Annotated in this window: 21 protein-coding genes and 1 riboswitch; of the genes, 14 read left to right on the top strand and 7 right to left on the bottom strand. The window is 35.8% G+C overall.

Annotation, left to right across the window (positions count from 1 at the left end; genetic code table 11):
• Positions 1–40 precede the first annotated feature (40 nt).
• Positions 41–211, bottom strand: a complete 171-nt coding sequence (locus QNJ52_RS07335; protein ID WP_219493250.1) for a hypothetical protein — start codon at positions 209–211, stop codon at positions 41–43.
• Between the two features lie 261 nt (positions 212–472).
• Between QNJ52_RS07335 and QNJ52_RS07330 the strand changes: the two genes are divergently transcribed.
• Positions 473–1,219 carry a TcaA NTF2-like domain-containing protein gene (locus QNJ52_RS07330; protein WP_219493249.1) on the top strand — a complete coding sequence of 249 codons (747 nt, stop codon included), beginning with the start codon at positions 473–475 and terminating at the stop codon, positions 1,217–1,219.
• A 37-nt stretch (positions 1,220–1,256) separates the two neighbouring features.
• Here the strand turns inward: QNJ52_RS07330 and trhA are convergent, their stop codons facing one another.
• On the bottom strand, positions 1,257–1,925 hold the full coding sequence (gene trhA, locus QNJ52_RS07325; protein WP_219493248.1) for a PAQR family membrane homeostasis protein TrhA: 669 nt from the start codon (positions 1,923–1,925) through the stop codon (positions 1,257–1,259).
• Between the two features lie 447 nt (positions 1,926–2,372).
• Between trhA and QNJ52_RS07320 the strand changes: the two genes are divergently transcribed.
• Complete coding sequence (locus tag QNJ52_RS07320; protein ID WP_219493247.1) at positions 2,373–3,407, top strand: LysM peptidoglycan-binding domain-containing protein; 1,035 nt, start codon at positions 2,373–2,375, stop codon at positions 3,405–3,407.
• A 38-nt stretch (positions 3,408–3,445) separates the two neighbouring features.
• Here the strand turns inward: QNJ52_RS07320 and QNJ52_RS07315 are convergent, their stop codons facing one another.
• Positions 3,446–3,712 (bottom strand): hypothetical protein, encoded by a 267-nt coding sequence (locus QNJ52_RS07315; protein WP_219493246.1) that lies wholly within the window; start codon positions 3,710–3,712, stop codon positions 3,446–3,448.
• Positions 3,713–3,780: 68 nt separating this feature from the next.
• Positions 3,781–3,880: riboswitch (SAM riboswitch) on the bottom strand.
• A 42-nt stretch (positions 3,881–3,922) separates the two neighbouring features.
• Positions 3,923–4,540, bottom strand: a complete 618-nt coding sequence (locus QNJ52_RS07310) for a thermonuclease family protein (protein ID WP_219493244.1) — start codon at positions 4,538–4,540, stop codon at positions 3,923–3,925.
• A gap of 138 nt (positions 4,541–4,678) precedes the next feature.
• Between QNJ52_RS07310 and QNJ52_RS07305 the strand changes: the two genes are divergently transcribed.
• The 4 genes from QNJ52_RS07305 to nhaC all read left to right on the top strand — a co-directional run bounded on the left by QNJ52_RS07305 (position 4,679) and on the right by nhaC (position 9,418).
• On the top strand, positions 4,679–5,638 hold the full coding sequence (locus QNJ52_RS07305) for a YeiH family protein (protein WP_283722212.1): 960 nt from the start codon (positions 4,679–4,681) through the stop codon (positions 5,636–5,638).
• Positions 5,639–5,755: 117 nt separating this feature from the next.
• Entirely contained in the window at positions 5,756–7,192 is a 1,437-nt protein-coding gene (locus QNJ52_RS07300) for an EVE domain-containing protein (RefSeq protein ID WP_283722211.1), read from the top strand.
• Positions 7,193–7,675: 483 nt separating this feature from the next.
• Complete coding sequence (locus tag QNJ52_RS07295) at positions 7,676–7,825, top strand: hypothetical protein (RefSeq protein WP_219493241.1); 150 nt, start codon at positions 7,676–7,678, stop codon at positions 7,823–7,825.
• Positions 7,826–7,972: 147 nt separating this feature from the next.
• On the top strand, positions 7,973–9,418 hold the full coding sequence (gene nhaC, locus QNJ52_RS07290; RefSeq protein ID WP_283722210.1) for a Na+/H+ antiporter NhaC: 1,446 nt from the start codon (positions 7,973–7,975) through the stop codon (positions 9,416–9,418).
• 34 nt (positions 9,419–9,452) lie between these two features.
• On the opposite strand, the gene QNJ52_RS07285 is transcribed toward nhaC, so the two are convergent.
• Positions 9,453–9,890 (bottom strand): MarR family winged helix-turn-helix transcriptional regulator, encoded by a 438-nt coding sequence (locus tag QNJ52_RS07285; RefSeq protein WP_283722209.1) that lies wholly within the window; start codon positions 9,888–9,890, stop codon positions 9,453–9,455.
• 139 nt (positions 9,891–10,029) lie between these two features.
• Between QNJ52_RS07285 and QNJ52_RS07280 the strand changes: the two genes are divergently transcribed.
• From QNJ52_RS07280 to QNJ52_RS07270, 3 genes are all read left to right on the top strand, one after another.
• Positions 10,030–10,644, top strand: a complete 615-nt coding sequence (locus QNJ52_RS07280) for a GNAT family N-acetyltransferase (RefSeq protein WP_283722208.1) — start codon at positions 10,030–10,032, stop codon at positions 10,642–10,644.
• Positions 10,645–10,766: 122 nt separating this feature from the next.
• Entirely contained in the window at positions 10,767–11,717 is a 951-nt protein-coding gene (locus QNJ52_RS07275; RefSeq protein ID WP_283722207.1) for an LCP family glycopolymer transferase, read from the top strand.
• A gap of 52 nt (positions 11,718–11,769) precedes the next feature.
• Positions 11,770–12,264, top strand: a complete 495-nt coding sequence (locus QNJ52_RS07270; protein WP_283722206.1) for a universal stress protein — start codon at positions 11,770–11,772, stop codon at positions 12,262–12,264.
• 41 nt (positions 12,265–12,305) lie between these two features.
• Here the strand turns inward: QNJ52_RS07270 and QNJ52_RS07265 are convergent, their stop codons facing one another.
• Complete coding sequence (locus tag QNJ52_RS07265; protein WP_283722205.1) at positions 12,306–13,355, bottom strand: 2,3-butanediol dehydrogenase; 1,050 nt, start codon at positions 13,353–13,355, stop codon at positions 12,306–12,308.
• 320 nt (positions 13,356–13,675) lie between these two features.
• Here QNJ52_RS07265 and QNJ52_RS07260 point away from each other — a divergent pair, with 320 nt between their 5' ends.
• The gene (locus tag QNJ52_RS07260; protein WP_219493232.1) at positions 13,676–14,941 is read left to right on the top strand and encodes a pyruvate MFS transporter; all 1,266 of its coding nucleotides are present in this window, start codon (positions 13,676–13,678) and stop codon (positions 14,939–14,941) included.
• Positions 14,942–14,985: 44 nt separating this feature from the next.
• Here QNJ52_RS07260 and QNJ52_RS07255 read toward each other — a convergent pair whose 3' ends face one another.
• The gene (locus QNJ52_RS07255) at positions 14,986–15,666 is read right to left on the bottom strand and encodes a hypothetical protein (RefSeq protein WP_283722204.1); all 681 of its coding nucleotides are present in this window, start codon (positions 15,664–15,666) and stop codon (positions 14,986–14,988) included.
• Between the two features lie 117 nt (positions 15,667–15,783).
• Here QNJ52_RS07255 and QNJ52_RS07250 point away from each other — a divergent pair, with 117 nt between their 5' ends.
• The 4 genes from QNJ52_RS07250 (at position 15,784) to QNJ52_RS07235 (ending at position 19,348) form a co-directional block, all read left to right on the top strand.
• The gene (locus QNJ52_RS07250; protein ID WP_219493229.1) at positions 15,784–16,236 is read left to right on the top strand and encodes a Dps family protein; all 453 of its coding nucleotides are present in this window, start codon (positions 15,784–15,786) and stop codon (positions 16,234–16,236) included.
• An 83-nt stretch (positions 16,237–16,319) separates the two neighbouring features.
• Positions 16,320–17,249 (top strand): sugar-binding transcriptional regulator, encoded by a 930-nt coding sequence (locus QNJ52_RS07245; RefSeq protein ID WP_219493227.1) that lies wholly within the window; start codon positions 16,320–16,322, stop codon positions 17,247–17,249.
• Positions 17,250–17,329: 80 nt separating this feature from the next.
• The gene (gene deoC, locus QNJ52_RS07240) at positions 17,330–17,992 is read left to right on the top strand and encodes a deoxyribose-phosphate aldolase (protein WP_219493226.1); all 663 of its coding nucleotides are present in this window, start codon (positions 17,330–17,332) and stop codon (positions 17,990–17,992) included.
• A gap of 54 nt (positions 17,993–18,046) precedes the next feature.
• The gene (locus tag QNJ52_RS07235) at positions 18,047–19,348 is read left to right on the top strand and encodes a pyrimidine-nucleoside phosphorylase (RefSeq protein WP_283722203.1); all 1,302 of its coding nucleotides are present in this window, start codon (positions 18,047–18,049) and stop codon (positions 19,346–19,348) included.
• Position 19,349 lies beyond the last annotated feature (1 nt).

The raw sequence follows: 19,349 nt of genomic DNA, 5'->3' as shown, positions 1-19,349 counted from the left end.
TAAAAAATTGTGAAGAATGTTGGATATTCTTCACAATTTTTTATTGTTCAGGTAAAGGAGAGACATCTACTAGTCGCACAGTATCATGACTCACAAACTGGAGTTCGTCGAGATAAATTGTAATATAACGTAATAATCGAAGTAAAGTTTGTTCGTCATTATTTGTTTCCATGATACGATTATAGTTGAGCGCACTACAACGCAATCGCATAAAAGAAGGGGCCTCCTGGTACTGTAAATTTCTATATATAGTACAGCTCCATTTATTATTAAAACGATCGAAGATTTCATAGGCTTTTAATGCTTCTATCGTAGGCACCTCCTTCTATTTTATTAGAATATAACATGTAAAATGAAAAAATAATACATTAATATAAAAATATGATGTTGCACAATATATTTGCGTGATAAATGTCACAGATCAGAAGTTGAGAAGATTGTGATATTATAAAGCTAATAAAGGGGGATGCTTATGAAATTAATAAAGTATCAATGGCCATTAATAATATTATTACTTACAGCATGCAGTCAAGATGACAATCAAATAAGTAAGACAGTGAAAAAAAGTACGACAAATGCACAGGAAAGTGTACCTGTTAAGCAGATTTATAAAGTAGCATATAAGGATCTTGCTGAGTCAACAATGAAGCAATTGATGAGGAAAATGCCGGAAGCATATAATATACGTAAATATCAATTAATTCAGCCTTATATTAAAGCGGGTTCAGAAGCGGATAAGTATATTAAAAATAAACTGAAGACAGGTATGTTTGATAATTATCAGATTCGATCATATAACATTGAATCTATAGAAGAAGATAATAAGCATCACGTCCATGTAAAGGTATCAAGAATAATGAAATCTAATGGAACAAATAATATTGAAAGTAAAGTGGTCACTGTATATGATCTCTCTTATAATAAAAAACATAAAAGAATGGAGGTTTACGACTTTAATGATTATAGTGTGACGCCTGTAGTAAAACAGCGCACACAGCAAGTTGCAAATATTGATGGCGCAATAGAAAAAGTCAGAACAGAACATATGGCACGTTTAATAAAAGAGAATCCAGATAAACAGGTCGTCTTAATTGCTGGAAATGATGAAGAAGATGCAGGTGGCAGTTATTTCAAAGTGAAAGCAATAGATAAACATAATAATTTTTTAATCCAGACGTTTAAAATATATAAACATAATGGATTGCTAGTCGGAGAATAACAAGCGTGACACGAGTGTTTGCTCGTGTCACGTTTATTTATTGTATAAAATAAAGCAAAGCGATGAAATGACATAAAGCACCTAGGATTATAAAGAAATGCCAGATCATATGGAAGTAGTGACGGTTTTTCTGTGCATAGAACCATGCACCTATCGTATACATTAACCCACCGGCGATGATGAGCAGTATAAAAGTCAAACTTGCTTTACTGATTAACGATGGAAACAGTACGACACCAAGCCAGCCCATTCCTAAGTACATGGCAAGGCTAATTTTTGGATTCACATGTTTTGCTGTTGCCTTATAGACGATACCAACAATAGTAATAACCCACTGGGTGATCATAATTGTGATGCCGAGCTTCCCTCCAACCAGATTTAATGCGACAGGTGTATATGTGCCGGCGATAGCGATATAGATCATCGCATGATCTATGATTCTCATCACTAATTTATGAACAGACTTCGGTGGCATTAAGTGATAGATAGATGATGAGATAAACATTAGGAATATGCTGATTAAAAACACACTGATACCGAAAGAAAAAAGGCTACCGTGCTGTACATATGACTGTACCGCAAAATAAGGAAGAGTAAATAAGATGAGTAGGGCAGGCACACCATGAGATACAGAGTTACCAATTTCTTCTCCGAATTTTAGTTCTTTTATGTCATGGAAATTATATTTTGGTGCAGTAGGCTTCATACAATTCATCCTTTTTCTTAAATGATGAGACAATTATATCATGGTTAACGAATAGATACGAAAATTAGCCAGAAAATGATAAGATAATGAACCTCATATATAATATTTCAAAATTGTTACAAGTTTTATTGATATGATAGTAAAACAATAAAATTTAATCAGAATATTGTATTATTAATACTTATCGTAACAAGGAAATGTAAAGATTGTTATTGAGATACTTAAAAAATGTCGAAATGTTATAATGGCTTTATTTTAATAAATCGATCTAATTATTGATATATCAACGTTTTTCAAAGCTAAATGTTTTAATAGGTATATGTGCTAAAATAGTTCGTTTTTGGAGAAAACTTTAAAATTGAAAGGAAACTGTAATATTATGCATATATATTTTGTGTAATAATATAAATATCTTATTTTTTAACAATTATTATACGGAGGACTTGTATGAAGAAGAAATTAACTTTCGCTGCTATAACAGCTACAGCCGCCGCATCAGCTTATTCTTACCAAGCAGACGCAGCGGAACACAGAGTCAAAGCTGGGGAATCACTATGGTCTATTGCCAATCAATATAACACATCAGTTGCTCAACTTAAGACACTGAACAACTTGTCTTCAAATTTGATTTTTCCGAATCAATCATTACAAGTATCAAGATCTGTAAGCAATACAAGACCAACTACTGTACAAACAGTGAATCGTCCTGCAGTACAGAGTGGTGGGAAGATACATACTGTAGTATCTGGAGATAGCTTATCTTTGATAGCGTATCGTTACAATACATCTGTAAATGAACTTATGCGTCTGAATAATTTAACAGGATACTTAATTTTTCCTGGTCAAAGACTTAAAGTATCGGGAACTACAACGACAACGGCAGTATCCACAACAAGGCCAATTGCAGTGACAAGTAATGCAACATCCCATGTTGTGAAGCCTGGTGAGTATTTATCTTTAATTGCTAATCGTTATGGCATCACCGTTGCACAACTTAAATCATTGAATGGTCTGACATCAGATTTAATATTTCCGAATCAGAGATTAGTTGTTAAAGGTAATGGAGTACAAAGCACACCTACTGTGCGTCCGGTAGCATCACATGCGCCTGTTTCAACTACAGTTACCAATTTCGTTACACCGGTATTTGCACATTCTAATTTATATGATAACGGACAATGTACATGGTACGTGTTTAATAAACGAGCATCCATGGGAAAAGGAATTTCTACTTATTGGTGGCATGCACGTAATTGGGCAAATGGTGCGATTAAAGACGGTTATACTGTAAATAAAACGCCGGCCTATGGTGCGATTGCACAAACGTCTGATGGATATTATGGACATGTTGCTTTTGTTGAAAGAGTAAACGCAGATGGCACGATTCTTGTTTCAGAGATGAACTATGCAACGGGTGTAGGGGTGATTGGTTACCGTACGCTTAATCAATGGCAAGTATCAAGATATGTATTTATACATTAAAAAAGAGATAGCGTCTGCTATCTCTTATTTTATTCTGCTTAGGAAATACTGTGAAGTGCTTGATACTTATCGATGAGTTGTTTTTCGATTCGTGCGAGTTCGATATGTAACGATTTGATTTCATGGCGTAATAGAAATTCATCGTTACGTGCATCTGCCTCATCATACTGATCATTACCGAGTTGGCGTTTCAGTTCTTTTATTTTGTTTGTTCGTGCAATGCTCGCTGCATAACTAGTTGGTGTAATGCTGTTCCATTTTGTGAGTTCCTGCTTTAATGCTCTATAATCTTCTAAATTTCTCATGATTAACGCTCCCTTTTTATTGTATTGAAGATAAAAAAACAACGCCTCCTATAAGAAGCGTTGTAAGGTTCTTATAGTCGGATTACTCCGCAGGAATTAGCACCGTGTTCTTGCGAACCGGTTGCTGAGATATCATTGGGCCTGTCCCTCAATCTCTCTTTATAAGAATGCGTTATTTAATTATTTTCTATTCCATTATAACATATTTTCTTATGATGTGAAGGCGGACTTTATTCCTTTGATTAATCCATCTATCGCTGCATCTAGTATGCGATGCAGTGATTCTCTAATCTTCAGCATAATATCTGTCTCTTGCTGTCTTTCTTCTTTAGTAGAATTAAAACCTTCTCCGTCAACGTTCACATATCCTTTAAGAGACCATATTTTTAAACTTTCAGCTTTGGCCTTTCGTTCTGCCGCCAGCATTCGATTTAAATAATCTTTCTGTTGATACACATAGCCGACTCGAGCGTATCCTTGTCTGACCAGCTGTTCATTAATCATTGTATTACCACAGTAAAGATAGACTAACTCTCTCCCGTATCGATCTTTCTTCCCTTTTGTGTCGTATTGGACACTAAGATCGCAAGTCTTTACAAGTGATTCTGTATAACGTGCCGCTTCAAGAGCATATGGCTGAACGGGTGTATTTGGTTTTTTTGACTCAGGCGTATCAATGAGTAATAGACGGACTGTCTTTTTGCGGTTATTAATTTTCAATGAAACTGTGTCTCCATCAATAGCACGATCGAAGGTCGCCGGTACCTTTGGCATATCACTTTGAAAGGATGAAAAGTTTAATGTGAGAAACAATAATAATAAATTCAATTTAAAACCTCGTTTTTAGCAATATCCTTTAATTATAAACAAACATATGTTCGTAATCAATAGGTATAATGAATTCGTGCTTTAGATATCATCACATGTTAGATATAATAGACTCAACTAGAAAGTGGAGGCGATGTGATGAAGGTTAAAGGAGTGTTTTTGTGTCTATTGGTCGCACTGATTGCCACATACTTGGGTTATATTTTCCCGTTAGTTGGTAGTATGATCTTCAGTATTATTATTGGTATAATCATAGGCAATTTAATAAATACAGCACCTTATGAAGAAGGTATTAAGTATAGTGGTAAGAAGTTACTTCAATACGGCATTATTCTGATGGGATTTACGCTTAGTTTTAAAGCAGCATTGAGTCTAGGTGCATCATCCTTTCCACTCATCATCACGAGCATCGCTGCCGCTTTAAGTGTGGGTGTTTTAGTGGGCAAGTTATTTGGTGTTAATCAGCGTTTAAGTACTTTAATTGGCGTAGGCACAGCAATTTGTGGGGGATCAGCAATTGCAGCAGTAAGTCCAATAATTAAAGCGAAAGATGAAGAGATTGCATTTTCTATTGCTACAATTTTCCTATTTAACATTATTGCAGTATTTGTCTTTCCGACAGTCGGTCACTGGTTACAATTTAGTGATACAGGCTTTGGATATTTTGCCGGTACAGCGATAAACGATACGAGTAGTGTAGTTGCAGCAGGTTATGCATTTAGTGAGGATGCTGGAGATACAGCAACGGTCGTCAAACTTGTACGTGCACTTATGATAGTACCGATTTGTTTAATATTCGCATTATTGCAGGCAGGTCAATCCTCTGTAAATTTAAAAAAGGTCTTCCCTTGGTTTATATTGTATTTTTTCATAGCGAGTATCGTTGCAAGTATTATTCCGATACCGGAATATATCACATCATATATTAAGACTTTATCTACATTCTTAATGAGTACAGCTTTAGCTGGAATAGGTATGACGGTAGATATAGGCAAGTTTTTCAAAGTTGGTATCAAACCGCTAGCGTTAGGTGCAATCACATGGATGGTTGTAATCGTAATGAGTTTAGTCATGCAGCAAGTATTACATATATGGTAGGTGAGTATAATGAAAAAGAAACTGTCATTTTCAGTGTTACTTGCGTTTCTTGCAGTATTATTTAAGAAGGATAATGTAAAATAAAAAGAATTATAAGTGGATTTAGGAGGAAGTTATGTGAATTATTTTTGGTTGAATTGCGGTTATAATAGATTTAATCATTTTGAGGATTTGATGAACCAAGTCTCAGTTTTTGATTCGACAGTGCATTTTAATCCGAATGAGGGATACCAGGCATTTAAACGTGCAAACCCTGGAGATCGCGTCATCTTTTACCTTGTACAAAATAAAATTGGTTTACTTGGGGCTGGAGAAGTACTTAAAGTCGAAGAGCCAAGACGTGGACAAATTAAAATTCATTTTAAATATGATACAAAGCTTGCACCTTTTGCGAAAGACTATTTAATTCGAGATGAAAATTTAAAAGAGACGATACAAAGCATGAAAGAGCAGTTGCTGAATCCGATCTCAGAAGCGGACTATAACAAAATTATTAATGTCGGACAGTATAAAGAAAAAATTAACCGTTACTTCTTAATGAAAGAAGAAATACCATTTGAATCAGGTATGGAGTATACCATTTATGTCAGCAACATTAACGGTGTACATCGTTTAGGCTATAAACATTATGGAGAGATGCAACCAGAAGATAAGGTCATTATCTATAAAACGAAGCCGGAACGTGGGATATATGGAATTGCAGAAGTCGTTAAAGGAAAGCATGGGAATAAACCTGTACCCGGGAGGACAGATGCAACTGCAATTATCATTAAATATATCGAAGATGTGACACCTCGAACAATTTATGAATTAGATCGTGAACTGATGTTGCGTGCACAATATTTCTTAGACGAAAAATGGAATGAATCTGTGACAGAGATTACTAAAAATCAATATCAAGCCATGTTAGAACCTTCTGAAACGAAAGCGACGCCTACAGCACCTTCCATAAATGAAGTGATAGAAACAGCACAATACAGCGCGCGAAAAGCAGCAATGGATAAGAAGTTCTTTGAAGCAAAGCGATTATCAGATACAACAAAAAATATTGCATTAGAACAACATGACGTAACAGCGCAGCAAAAGCTCTTTCATATCTTCAGTCTGCCACAGCATGTAAACGGGATGAAAACAGTTGTTAAATTTATGAAATTAGATGCGCATGCAGTTAAATTATTTATTGCGGATGCAACTTGGAAACAAGCAAACCTTTACGGGGAATATATTAAGTCAGGTCAACACTATACATATAATCGCGGAATCATCACTGAAGCACTTGCTGCTGAAGTGCCAGATACAATTATCATAGAGCATATTGATCATGTGACGACAGAGCAACTTAAACCATTAATTTATGCGGCACAAGGAACGACAGTATCACTACCTGTGCTAGAAGAACAACAGCGTGCGACAATTGGACCAGTTGGAAGCGGTGCAACCTTCGAAGTACCAAAAGATTTTAGGATTATAGGGATTACAACTTCTGATGTGACAGAATTTAAAGCTACATTTCCAGAGTATATCACCGCAACGATGAAATTCTATAAATATTAAAAAATTCTTAATTAATATTTTTTATGATATTACATAATGATATTTATATTGATTTAATGTGATGGAAAGTTGTGATTAACTCGATATCTTCTACATATACATCTTAGTTAGAGTCAATACTCAATTTACTACACTTTACTATTGCTGAGTTCAGCCGCTAAAAATATAAAATCTCCAGAAGTCGCTAACGAACGTTCGAATCAACCCTGAGATATAAAATATTTAAAAGCACTAAAACATAGGATGCGAAACTCCTGATTTTTAGTGCTTTTAAATTTAAGTAGAGAAGTAATGAATACGATGATAAATAAATCAAACGAGAATAAGTGACATGATAATAGCGATACCACTGAATATTACTTTACCCCCCTTTTTAGTTTTCCATTCTTTATACATTTGGTTATATTTTGTAATATAATTGTAATTTGAATTTTCTGATAAAATAGGTATACTTATTATAGCATGAAAAATAGGAGGCCGTTTATGGATGTTTTAATGCAATTAGATATGTATAATAATTTATTCCTCCAAATGTTCGTGGGCCCTGATAATGCAATTGCTGCCTCATTTATTACTATGATTGGCATGGCTATTACAATTGTTGTAGACAAACTTAAGTCAGATGAAAAATAACAAATATTTTGATAATCTTCCTATTAAAAAGATGTTTTATAGGAAGATTTATTTTTTTGGAGTGATTTGAAAAATTATTATAGATTTTTCTTCTTTATTACTTTAAAATGTAACAAGAAAGCGTTTTCACAAAGGGGAGAATGACGGATGGGGAAAGAAAAGAAAGCATTTGAAAGAAAAGATATTAATGTTTTTTGGGCATTAGTGCCTTTACTTGTTATGATTGTCTGTATGCTATTCTGGGTTGTAAAACTTAAGCAAGCACCACATATTCCATTGATGATCGGCACTGCTATCGCAGCAATCGTAGCACATAGACATGGTTTTACATGGGAACAAATTGAAGAAATGATGTATAGAGGGATTAAGATGGCGCTACCGGCAATTGTCATCATTATCCTTGTTGGTTTAGTCATTGGTGCATGGATAGGAGGCGGTATCGTTGCAACAATGATCTATTATGGTTTGAAGATGATTTCTCCTTCAATGTTCCTTGTAACAATTTGTATTATTTGTAGCATTGTTGCACTTGCAATTGGTTCTAGCTGGTCTACAATGGCGACAGTAGGTGTCGCTGGTATGGGAATTGGTTTAAGTATGGATATTCCAGCAGGGATGATTGCGGGTGCTGTGGTTTCTGGGAGTTACTTTGGAGATAAGATGAGTCCGTTATCAGACACGACGAATTTAGCTTCAGGTTTAACGGGTACAGATTTATTTGATCATATTAAGCATATGTTTTTCACAACAATACCGGGTATTATTATTGCATTGATTGCATACTTTTTTATTGGTCGTCAGTTTAGTGGTGGTCATTTAGATACGACAAAAATTGATTCAATCACGAAAGCAATGGAAGTGCAGTTTACATTATCACCATGGTTATTGTTAGTGCCTGTGGCTGTCATTGTACTTGTGGCGCTTAAAGTCCCGGCAGTCCCAGCACTTGTCGTCGGTATAATATTAGGGGCAGGGTGTCAATTCTTTATTCAAGGAGATAGTTTACAAATCATCGCGAAGACGTTACAGGAAGGTTATGTGATGAAGTCGGATAATGCACTTGTAATGGAGTTATTCAACAAAGGTGGTCTGGAATCTATGTTCTTTACGATTTCGATGACGATTGTTGCCATGACGTTTGGTGGAATTCTAGAGTTCAGTGGCATGTTACAAGCATTGATTTCAAAGATTTTACTTGTGGCGAAATCTACGGGTAGTTTGATTGCAGCAACATTGTTAAGCTGCTTTACAGTGAATGCAACATGTTCAGAACAATATATTAGTATCGTAGTACCAAGTCGTATGTACTTAAAGGCGTTTATTGATAAAGGTTTACACCCGAAAAACTTATCACGTTGTTTAGAAGATAGTGGTACACTAACAAGTGTATTCGTACCGTGGAATACATGTGGTGTATTCATTTTAGCAACACTAGGTGTACATGTATTTGACTATGCACCATATGCAATTCTAAATTTTGTAGTACCAATCATTTCACTTGTTTATGGTTATACTGGGTTCAAGATTGTTAAGATCAATAAAGAAGAACAGCAGGGATTTTTACGACAACAAGTACAATCTGCAGAACTGTAAAAAACTGGATGCACATTGAAGTGCACCCAGTTTTTTAGTTAATCGTATCGGTATATTGATGGAAAGCTTTTCTGTATTTATCAAGAAGGATAAATAGGGTTTCACCGTCCTCTTTTGTGAAAGTATTTCCTATACTATCATAAATACATTGTTGATGCTCCACTATGACTAGTTTGACGATTTCACAGCCACTATCTGTAATTTTCACACATACTTTACGTTCATCATCTTTACGACGTTCTTTAACGACGAACCCTAAGTCCCTAAGTTTCTTAGTCTTTATGCTTGCAGAATCCATCTTATATTGAATGTCATCTTGTATGTCTGTCACTGAGCTATTACTATCTTTATATACTTTGTATAGAATAAGAAATTCAGCAAATGTGATTCCGAATCGTTTTAAAAGTATAGCATTTAAAACATGCTCGACTTGGCTTGCTGTCTTGAATATTGACTGTTCTAATTTTATCATTTTAACTCCCTCTTTTTTGACGTATATTAAAATTATGACTGATTGAGACGATAGAACGAAATAATTACGGTCAATGTATAATATTTTGCATGATATCTATGTAATATGCAAGTAAAATTTTTCTTAAAAGGAGAATGTAATGAAAATTAAATTCGCTAATAATACTAATATTCAAGCTATATTAGATGTTCAAAAAGCTGCTATACAGGAAATTGGCAATAAAGATATGCTTGTAACTTTATCTGAAGAAGAGATTGTTCAAAACGTGAATGATGGTGTGTTATGTATTTGTCAGATTGACGAAAGGATTGTAGCATTTCGTTCAATGCATATACCAGTAGACGATTACCTAGGAAAATATATAGCACTTGATCCATCTGATAGAGATCGGCTCATCTACTCTGATATTACAGTTGTACATCCAGACTATCGTGGAAGAGGGTTACAGAAAAAATTAGGAGAATGGCTGTTTCAGGAGATCGATGACAAATATACGATAATAATGGCTACAGTACACCCAGACAATATCGCGAGCATCAAAGATAAGTTTCACCATGGTATGAAGATTGTAGCGCTAGATAACGTATATGATGATAAAATTCGCTATATCTTTGCGTTATTCCGTGATAGAGATTGCATATATGAAGAAGAAGTTGCTGTGAAAATGACTGATGATATGGAAATCAGACGCTTACTGAGTGAGGGATATAAAGGTATAAATTTAAGAGGGAATTTACTTATTTTTACTAAATAAATTTTGTGTAATCAAAATTTTATTAGTATACTTTTAAGTGCATAAGAAGAGGAACAAGTCATACTTAAGCCTTATGAATATTGGCTTGTATTGTTGTATTATTAAGTAAAAGAGGTGGATTTATGGAAAAGAGAAGAAAGAGAAGACTGGGATGTCTTTCAATATTTTTAATCGTATTTGTACTCATGTTATTAGTAGCTGCATGGTTTGTAGGTGGATCATATTTTAAGGTGAAACAAACGGCAGAGCATATTCAGCACAAAATAGAAGGTAGGGACAAGTCAGAACTGCGTGGTGACAAAGTTGACATCGGTAATAAAGATGCAATCAGTGTTGCATTATTCGGGGTTGATTCAAATCAGCAAAGACTTGCAACTGGCGATGCTGGACGTAGTGACTCGATTATTCTGATGAGCATCAATCCAAAGACGAACAAATCACAAATGGTAAGTATCCCTCGTGATACATACAGTGAAATGGTAGGTAAAGGAACGAACGAGAAAATCGCACATGCATACGCATACGGTGGGGCAAAGATGGCGGTAGCATCTGTAGAGAAATTTATGAATGTTCCTATCGATTATTATGCGACGATTAATATGGATGGTATGCATGAAATGGTAGATAAAGTCGGTGGTATCGATGTTGTCAGCAATTCTACTTTCAGTTATGGTGGATTCAATTTTGTAAAAGGACAAGAAATTCATCTAGATGGTGATGGAGCTATGGCATTTATTAGAAGTCGTAAACAAGAAGGTGCGGGAGGCGATTTCGGTCGCCAGGAAAGACAGCAGCTTGTGATTCAGGCATTAGCAACAAAAGTATTAAGCGTAGATTCTGTAACGAAATTAGATTCTTTATTGAAAAGTATCGAAGGAAATGTTGTAACTGATTTATCATTTGATGATTTAAAAGGATTAGCTACTGGTTATAATGGCGCAGTTCGCAATGTGAAGAAAGTTCAGCTTCAAGGAGACGGTGAGATATTAGAAGATGGGCTTTGGTATTTCCTGCCTAATGAGACATTGAAAGCAGATGTACGTGAACAATATATGAAGAATCTAGGATTATAAAACACTTGGATGTTACAATAAGTATAAGAAAATATGATTCGGAGGGAATACTATGAAATATAATACAATATTAATCCCGTTAGATGGTTCTAAGGTCAGTGAGTATGCGTTTGAGAAAGGGATTGGGGTAGCTGTAAGGAATGATGCAAAACTTGTACTTACACATATTGTTGATATTAGAACTTATGCTAACGTTGATGCCAAAGGTGGATCACTTGCTGAGAACGCTGATATCTATGCACAAGAATTGCTAGAAGGGTACAAAGCAATTGCGTTAGACCGAGGTGTAAAGGATGTTGAAATCGTTATAGCGCATGGCGCAGCTAAAAATATTATTCCGAAACAAATTGCAGTAGGTTACAAGGTTGATTTAATAATGTGCGGATCAAGTGGCTACAATTCATTTGAGCGTTTCGTTATGGGAAGTGTGTCTGAAGCGATCGTTAGATATGCAAAGTGTGACGTACTTGTGGTCAGAACAGAACAGGTACCTGAAGACTATGAACTAAACGATTATACAAGGAATTTTAGAGAAAAGTTAATATAAAAAAAAGTGCTGAGACACCTTGTCTCAGCACTTTTTATTTTTTAGTCTTCTCCATTAAGCTTAACTAAGATTTTAACTTGAGATTTATCATTTGTTAATTTTTCGAAACCGTGTTCTACGATATCATCAAGCTCAATTTCCCCGGTAATGGTACTCTCTGTATCAATTTGACCACTACCCATTAAATCGATTGTTTGTTGGTAAGATGCTCTTGAATAAGCGATTGTTGAAGTGATTTTCACACCAGCATTAGTCAATTGTAATGGTGGCCATTTAATGTCACCAGCAAAAATAGAAACGATTACCATTGTGCCACGAGGACGTGTAGCATCGATCGCTTGTACAAATGTAGGTGTTACACCAGCTACTTCAAATGAACGGTCTACTCCACCTGGTACGATTTCTTTGATTGCTTCTACCGCGTTTACCTCGCCTGAGTTAATGACATGCGTTGCGCCGCATTCTTTTGCTTTTTCTAAACGTTCTTTAGAAAGATCGAGTACAATAATTTTACTTGCACCAGCCGCACGAGCTGCAAGGGTCGTATAGATACCAATAGGACCCGCGCCAAAGATTGCCACAGTGTCTCCGAACTCTAAGCCACTTTCTTTAACAGCTTGAACGCCTACCGCTAAAGGCTCGATAGTTGCTGCTACACGTAAAGATAATGAATCTGGTAAGTGGTAAAGATTAGTTTCTGGTACATTAACTAAGTCAGTAAAACCACCATCTGTATGTAGGCCGAGGAAACTGAAGCCATCATAGACATCTAGTTCATCTGTATTTTTACCATATGTCACAGTTGGATTTACTGAAACACGATCGCCAACTTTGAAGTCTTTAACCTCTTTACCAACTTCAACGACTGTGCCTGAAAATTCATGACCCATGATTAGAGGTGCTTTACCCCCAGTAAGATCATCCTCTTTGTCTACGGGAACGAATACTGGTCCTTCTTGATACTCATGTAAGTCACTACCGCAAATTCCAGCATATCCGACCTTAACGCGTACCTCATTATCACGCATTTCACGGATTTCTCTGTCTTCAACTCGAATGTCTTTTTTACCATGCCATACTGCTGCTTTCATGTAATGATCCCTCCAAATATTTATTTACAATATTAGTATACAACTTTGATACTAAATTCACAAACTATATATCCTTAAGGAAAGTCTGTGAATTTTTGAGGTGTAATTTATCCCGAAAATACCTTGTAATAAAACTGATATATATTAGAAATTTTCTTTCAAAAATAGCTTTTTTGGTATTTTTTCACAGTGTTATATAACAAATATTTTATTTTTGAGCTAAAATTTCACAAAGTTATTGTAATCGTTTTCAGCATGTGTTATTTTTAATCTAGTCAATTGGTCATAGGATGACTATACAAATTAATGAGGTGAATTAAATGAGTCAAAAAGCTACTAAAGTAAGATGGATGTTTGCACTGATGTTCTTTCTGATTGGAGTTATTGCATATATGGATAGAGCCAATATCTCATATATTGCGCAACCAATGATGGAAGATCTGAATATGAATAAGACACAGTTTGGTATGTTAGCTTCGGTATTTGCAGCAGGTTATGCATTAATGCAAGTGCCAGCAGGTATTATGGCGGAGAAGTTTGGCCCTAAGAAAATGTTAACATTTGCACTTGTTTGGTGGAGTGCATTCACAATTCTAACAGGGGTTGTCAAAAATCACGGATTATTATACACAATGCGTTTCTTATTTGGTGTAGGGGAAGGACCGATGTATCCTTCAAATGCAGTATTTAATACATATTGGTTTGCCAAAAGTGAAAAAGGTCGTGCATCAAGTGCATTGCTTGCAGGATCATACTTTGGTCCTGTTATTGCACCGTTTGTAACAATAGCTATTTATCAAGCTTTCGGTTGGGAAGCAGTATTCTTTATTTTCGGTGCGATTGGTATCATTATTGCTGCAATCTGGGCAATCATTGCTAAAGACTTACCGGAACATCATAAGATGGTTAACGAAGCAGAGAAAGCATACATCATGGAAAACCGTGATGTGGTTCAGACAGATAAGACATCTGCACCTTGGGGACTATTCTTCAAGCGCTTCAGTTTCTTTGCGATTGCTGGACAATACTTTGTAGTACAGTTTGTTATTACTTTATTCTTAATTTGGTTACCGACATATTTACAAGAGGAATACCATGTTGTATTAAAGGATATGAAGTTCTTAGCAGCAGCGCCGTGGTTAATGATGTTTATACTGATTATGGCGGGTGGCACAATTTCAGATGCAATTATCTCTAGAGGCTATTCACGTTTTAGAGCGCGTGCGTTGATTGCAATCTTTGGATTTATCGTATTTGCAGTTTCATTATTCTTATCTGTTCAGACAAATGACATGGTTATGAATTTAATCTACTTATCATTATGTCTTGGTGGTGTAGGTTTATCTATGGGTATGAGCTGGGCTTCTGCTACTGACCTTGGACGTAACTTCTCTGGAACTGTATCAGGATGGATGAACTTATGGGGTAACGTGGGTGCTTTCTTAAGTCCGATGCTTGGTGGATACCTTGTACAGCATTATGGTTGGGATACGACATTCTATTTGATGATTATTCCAGCTGTTGTAGCAATTGTATTATGGTTCTTTGTTAAGCCTGACCAACCATTAATAGTAGAAGAAAAATAAGAGTTAAAAAATAGCAGCTATCCTTGAATGGATAACTGCTATTTTTATATCAATTTTCTTACCGTTACCTGATACATAATATTAATTGCAATCGCACATCCTGCTATAACACTTAATGCAAAATGTTGAGGGATACCTGTTGCATATCCGTAAATTGTTATTAACAACATTGCTGCAGGTAAGATGATATTTGTTAACTTAAATGCATTGTAGAGACCCGTAAATATTGTAATCATTTCTTCTTTGGTTAATGAGTCGATGAGTTTATCATCAAAGTCTGATTCGAAGTTTTCTGGAAGGTCGCGTTCTGGATAAAGTTTATTGATCATACTGTAACCATAATAGCGCATTACGATTGCGATCATAAGTGTTACGATACTGATAATCCCTAAATAGAAAGGTGCATGGTTTAAACTGATTAACATAATTGAGCCAAGTGCAAAATAAAATGAAATGATTAAGAATATATTCATTTCTGAGAATTTCTTAAAGCTTGCACGATCCTGTTCGTAATGTTCAAGTGATGGGTCGTTATCAACTTTATAGGCAAGTTTGCTGAAGAGATAAGCTAGCAAAGCAGCAAATAATGCGCAAATGCATAAAAGTATAATAAAAGGGGTAGAAGTAAGTATGTCCATTAACAGTACTTTCCAGAGATCGATTGTGAATAAGATAAAAAAGACGATAACTGCTATGATGGTTGGTAATATGTATTTTTTTAGCATAATGCCCTCCTTTTTAATTAGTATACCCAAATAAATTCGAATAAGACATAATACTTTATTAATTAGAATGATTATAATATAATAATTAATATAAACAAGATAGAGGAGAGATTTATAATGGCAAAAAAATCAAATGATAACAAAGTAGTAACAGCTTTAAACCAGCAAGTAGCAAACTGGACGGTATTATATACTAAAATTCATAATTATCACTGGTATGTTAAAGGGCCTCACTTCTTTAGCTTACACGTAAAATTTGAAGAATTTTATAATGAAGCTAGTACATATATCGATGAACTAGCTGAACGTATTTTAGCAATTCAAGGACATCCAATTGCGACATTGAAAGAATCGCTTGAATTATCTGTAGTTAAAGAAGCGAAGAAAGATTTAACGGCTGAGGATATGGTTAAAGATTTATCGAGAGACTTCGATAAGATTATTAAACAATTAGAAGAAGGTAAAGCAGCAGCCGAAGAAGCAGATGATGAGATGACTGCAGATATGTTCCTAGGTATGATTAGTAACCTTGAGAAACATAATTGGATGCTTAAATCATTCTTGAAATAATAAATTTACTTGGTACGCTCCAAATAGTTTGGAGTGTATTTTTTTTTGTTTTTATATAGAATTGAAGAGTAGAGGTGAAGAGAATGGAAGATAAGATGAAGCAATGTATAAAGATTGCAAAGATGTACTATGAGGAAAACCTTGGTCAAAAAGAAATTGCGGATGAGCTGGATATATCAAGACCTACTGTATCAAGACAATTAAACCATGCCAGAGATATGGGGATTGTTGAAATCATCATTCATGATCCATACGAGAAGAGTGATGAATTAGCACATTTAATTCGGGAGAAATATGGTCTGAAGGAAGTGATCATTAAAGATGTAACAAATGATCGTAATGAAACAGTGATAAAGGCAATATCTGAATGTGCTGCGGAATATTTATCTCGAACTGTGAAGAATAATGATATTGTAGGTATCAGCTGGGGTAAGACAATGTTTCGCGTTGCTGAACTTATGAAACCATTGAATTTAAATGGTGTAGAAACGATTCAGCTTAAAGGTGGAGTCTCATATTCTGATGTGGTGACCCATTCGCATGAAACGTTGTCCTTATTTGCGCGTAGCTTTAATTCCATTCCGAGAGACTTACCGGTTCCAGTCATATTTGATAATAAGGAAGTAAAGAGACTTGTTAGTGCCGATCGTCATATTAAAAGTATATTGAAGATGGCGCCGAAATGTAATGTTGCGATTTATACAACAGGGACAGTTAGAGATGAGGCGTTACTTTTTAAGCTCGGTTTTTTCTCTGAAGATGAAGTGAAACGATTGAAAACGAGTGCTGTAGGCGATATTTGTTCGAGATTCTATACGAAAGATGGTAAAATAGCAGACAGATGGGTAGATGATCGTACGATGGGTGTTACGCTCGATACATTACGCAAAATACCAACGAGCATACTTGTTGCTGGAGGAAACCATAAAGTTGAAGCAATACGTGGTGCACTAAATGGAAATATTCCTAATGTGCTCATTACCGATAGTATTACAGCCAGGAAATTACTTTGATTTGAACATAAGTTCATTTATGATTTTTACTTTTGTTCAGTATCTGATATAATAGAAGTGAAATTAAAGGAGGATGAATCATGAACTTAGCAAAGTATATTGATCATACAGCATTAAAGCCTGAAACAACGAAGGCACAGATAGCTCAATTAGCACAGGAAGCACGCGAATATGAATTTATGAGTGTGTGTGTCAACCCTTCACACGTAAAGTATGCTAAATCTTTATTAGAAGGAACTGATGTTCTTGTGTGTACAGTTATCGGCTTCCCATTAGGTGCGAATACACCTGCTGTGAAAGCATTTGAAACGAAAGATGCGATTGCAAATGGTGCCGGTGAAGTTGATATGGTTATTAATATAGGTGCGCTTAAAGATAAGAACTATGACTTAGTAGCTGAAGATATTAAAGCAGTAGTTGATGCTGCAGGAGATGTTACGACAAAGGTGATCATCGAAACAGCGCTATTGACCGATGAAGAGAAAGTAAAAGCATGTGAAATTGCGCAAGCGCAAGGTGCAGATTTCGTGAAGACATCTACTGGATTTTCATCTGGTGGTGCAACGAAAGAAGATATCGCATTAATGCGAAAAACTGTGGGCCCTGATATGGGTGTTAAAGCTTCAGGTGGTGTGCGTTCTTATGAAGACGTTATGGCGATGGTTGAAGCGGGTGCAACACGTATCGGTGCAAGTGCAGGTGTACAAATTTTAAAAGGTGAAGAAGCTAAAGGGGATTATTAATTCCCTTTCCCTTATAAATTTATAGAAAGCGTTTACAAAAAGGAGGAAATTATAATGAGAATGGTAGACATTATTGCAAAGAAACGAGATGGACGTGCGCTTACGAAAGAAGAAATCGAGTTTTTCATCAAAGGTTATACGAATGGTGAAGTTCCAGATTATCAAGCATCAAGTTTAGCGATGGCGATTTTCTTCCAGGATATGAATGACGAAGAACGAGCAAACTTAACGATGGCAATGGTTGAAAGTGGCGACCAGATCGACTTATCAGCAATTGAAGGGATTAAAGTTGATAAACACTCAACAGGTGGTGTAGGTGATACGACAACTTTAGTACTTGGACCCTTAGTTGCAGCGCTTGATATTCCAGTTGCGAAGATGAGTGGTCGTGGACTGGGACATACAGGTGGTACGATTGATAAGCTGGAAGCAGTTGAAGGTTTCCATGTAGAAATTTCGGAAGATGATTTCATGAAACTTGTAAATGAAGACAAACTTGCGGTTATCGGCCAGACAGGTAATTTAACACCTGCTGATAAGAAGCTTTATGCATTACGTGACGTTACAGGAACGGTAAATAGTATTCCACTTATTGCATCAAGTATTATGAGTAAGAAGATTGCAGCTGGTGCAGATGCGATTGTACTTGATGTTAAGACAGGTGCAGGCGCATTTATGAAAACAGATAAAGATGCAGAAATGTTAGCAACTGCGATGGTTAAGATCGGTAATAATGTTGGACGTAATACGATGGCGATTATTTCTGATATGAGTCAGCCGTTAGGATATGCGATTGGTAATGCGCTTGAAGTGAAAGAAGCAATTGAAACTTTACGTGGAGAAGGTCCTGAAGATTTAACAGAACTTGTTTTAACACTAGGTAGCCAGATGGTCGTGCTAGCAGGTAAAGCAACCACACTTGAAGATGCACGTGGACAGTTACAAGAGGTAATTAACAACGGTAAAGCGCTGAATAAATTTAAAACATTCCTTCAAAATCAAGGTGGAGATCCATCAGTAGTTGATGATGTAACGAAGTTGCCACAAGCGAAATATGTCATTGAAGTACCGGCGAAACGCACAGGTGTGGTAAGTAAAATTGTTGCTGATGAATTAGGCATTGCTTCTATGCTGCTTGGAGCAGGCCGTGCAACGAAAGAAGATACGATTGATCTTGCAGTAGGACTGATGTTACGCAAGAAAGTTGGCGACAAAGTTGAAGAAGGCGAATCACTTGTAACAATTTATGCAAACCGTGATAATGTAGAGGATGTAATGAACAAAATTTATGACAATATTGAAATCTCTGACCACGCAGAAGCGCCAGTGTTAATTCATAAAGTCATAACTGAATAGG

The organism is Macrococcus sp. S115, from assembly GCF_030067655.1.
GTDB lineage: Bacteria > Bacillota > Bacilli > Staphylococcales > Staphylococcaceae > Macrococcoides > Macrococcoides psychrotolerans.
Note: the sequence above shows the minus strand (reverse complement) of the source record. Positions and strands in the feature narration are given on the sequence as shown.

Bases quoted from the DNA above. Each gene is read 5' to 3' on its own strand.
- QNJ52_RS07335 (WP_219493250.1), bottom strand. From the start codon at position 211: ATGCGATTGCGTTGTAGTGCGCTCAACTATAATCGTATCATGGAAACA.
- QNJ52_RS07330 (WP_219493249.1), top strand. From the start codon at position 473: ATGAAATTAATAAAGTATCAATGGCCATTAATAATATTATTACTTACA.
- trhA (WP_219493248.1), bottom strand. From the start codon at position 1,925: ATGAAGCCTACTGCACCAAAATATAATTTCCATGACATAAAAGAACTA.
- QNJ52_RS07320 (WP_219493247.1), top strand. From the start codon at position 2,373: ATGAAGAAGAAATTAACTTTCGCTGCTATAACAGCTACAGCCGCCGCA.
- QNJ52_RS07315 (WP_219493246.1), bottom strand. From the start codon at position 3,712: ATGAGAAATTTAGAAGATTATAGAGCATTAAAGCAGGAACTCACAAAA.
- QNJ52_RS07305 (WP_283722212.1), top strand. From the start codon at position 4,679: ATGAAGGTTAAAGGAGTGTTTTTGTGTCTATTGGTCGCACTGATTGCC.
- QNJ52_RS07295 (WP_219493241.1), top strand. From the start codon at position 7,676: ATGGATGTTTTAATGCAATTAGATATGTATAATAATTTATTCCTCCAA.
- nhaC (WP_283722210.1), top strand. From the start codon at position 7,973: ATGGGGAAAGAAAAGAAAGCATTTGAAAGAAAAGATATTAATGTTTTT.
- QNJ52_RS07285 (WP_283722209.1), bottom strand. From the start codon at position 9,890: ATGATAAAATTAGAACAGTCAATATTCAAGACAGCAAGCCAAGTCGAG.
- QNJ52_RS07280 (WP_283722208.1), top strand. From the start codon at position 10,030: ATGAAAATTAAATTCGCTAATAATACTAATATTCAAGCTATATTAGAT.
- QNJ52_RS07275 (WP_283722207.1), top strand. From the start codon at position 10,767: ATGGAAAAGAGAAGAAAGAGAAGACTGGGATGTCTTTCAATATTTTTA.
- QNJ52_RS07270 (WP_283722206.1), top strand. From the start codon at position 11,770: ATGAAATATAATACAATATTAATCCCGTTAGATGGTTCTAAGGTCAGT.
- QNJ52_RS07265 (WP_283722205.1), bottom strand. From the start codon at position 13,355: ATGAAAGCAGCAGTATGGCATGGTAAAAAAGACATTCGAGTTGAAGAC.
- QNJ52_RS07260 (WP_219493232.1), top strand. From the start codon at position 13,676: ATGAGTCAAAAAGCTACTAAAGTAAGATGGATGTTTGCACTGATGTTC.
- QNJ52_RS07255 (WP_283722204.1), bottom strand. From the start codon at position 15,666: ATGCTAAAAAAATACATATTACCAACCATCATAGCAGTTATCGTCTTT.
- QNJ52_RS07250 (WP_219493229.1), top strand. From the start codon at position 15,784: ATGGCAAAAAAATCAAATGATAACAAAGTAGTAACAGCTTTAAACCAG.
- QNJ52_RS07245 (WP_219493227.1), top strand. From the start codon at position 16,320: ATGGAAGATAAGATGAAGCAATGTATAAAGATTGCAAAGATGTACTAT.
- deoC (WP_219493226.1), top strand. From the start codon at position 17,330: ATGAACTTAGCAAAGTATATTGATCATACAGCATTAAAGCCTGAAACA.
- QNJ52_RS07235 (WP_283722203.1), top strand. From the start codon at position 18,047: ATGAGAATGGTAGACATTATTGCAAAGAAACGAGATGGACGTGCGCTT.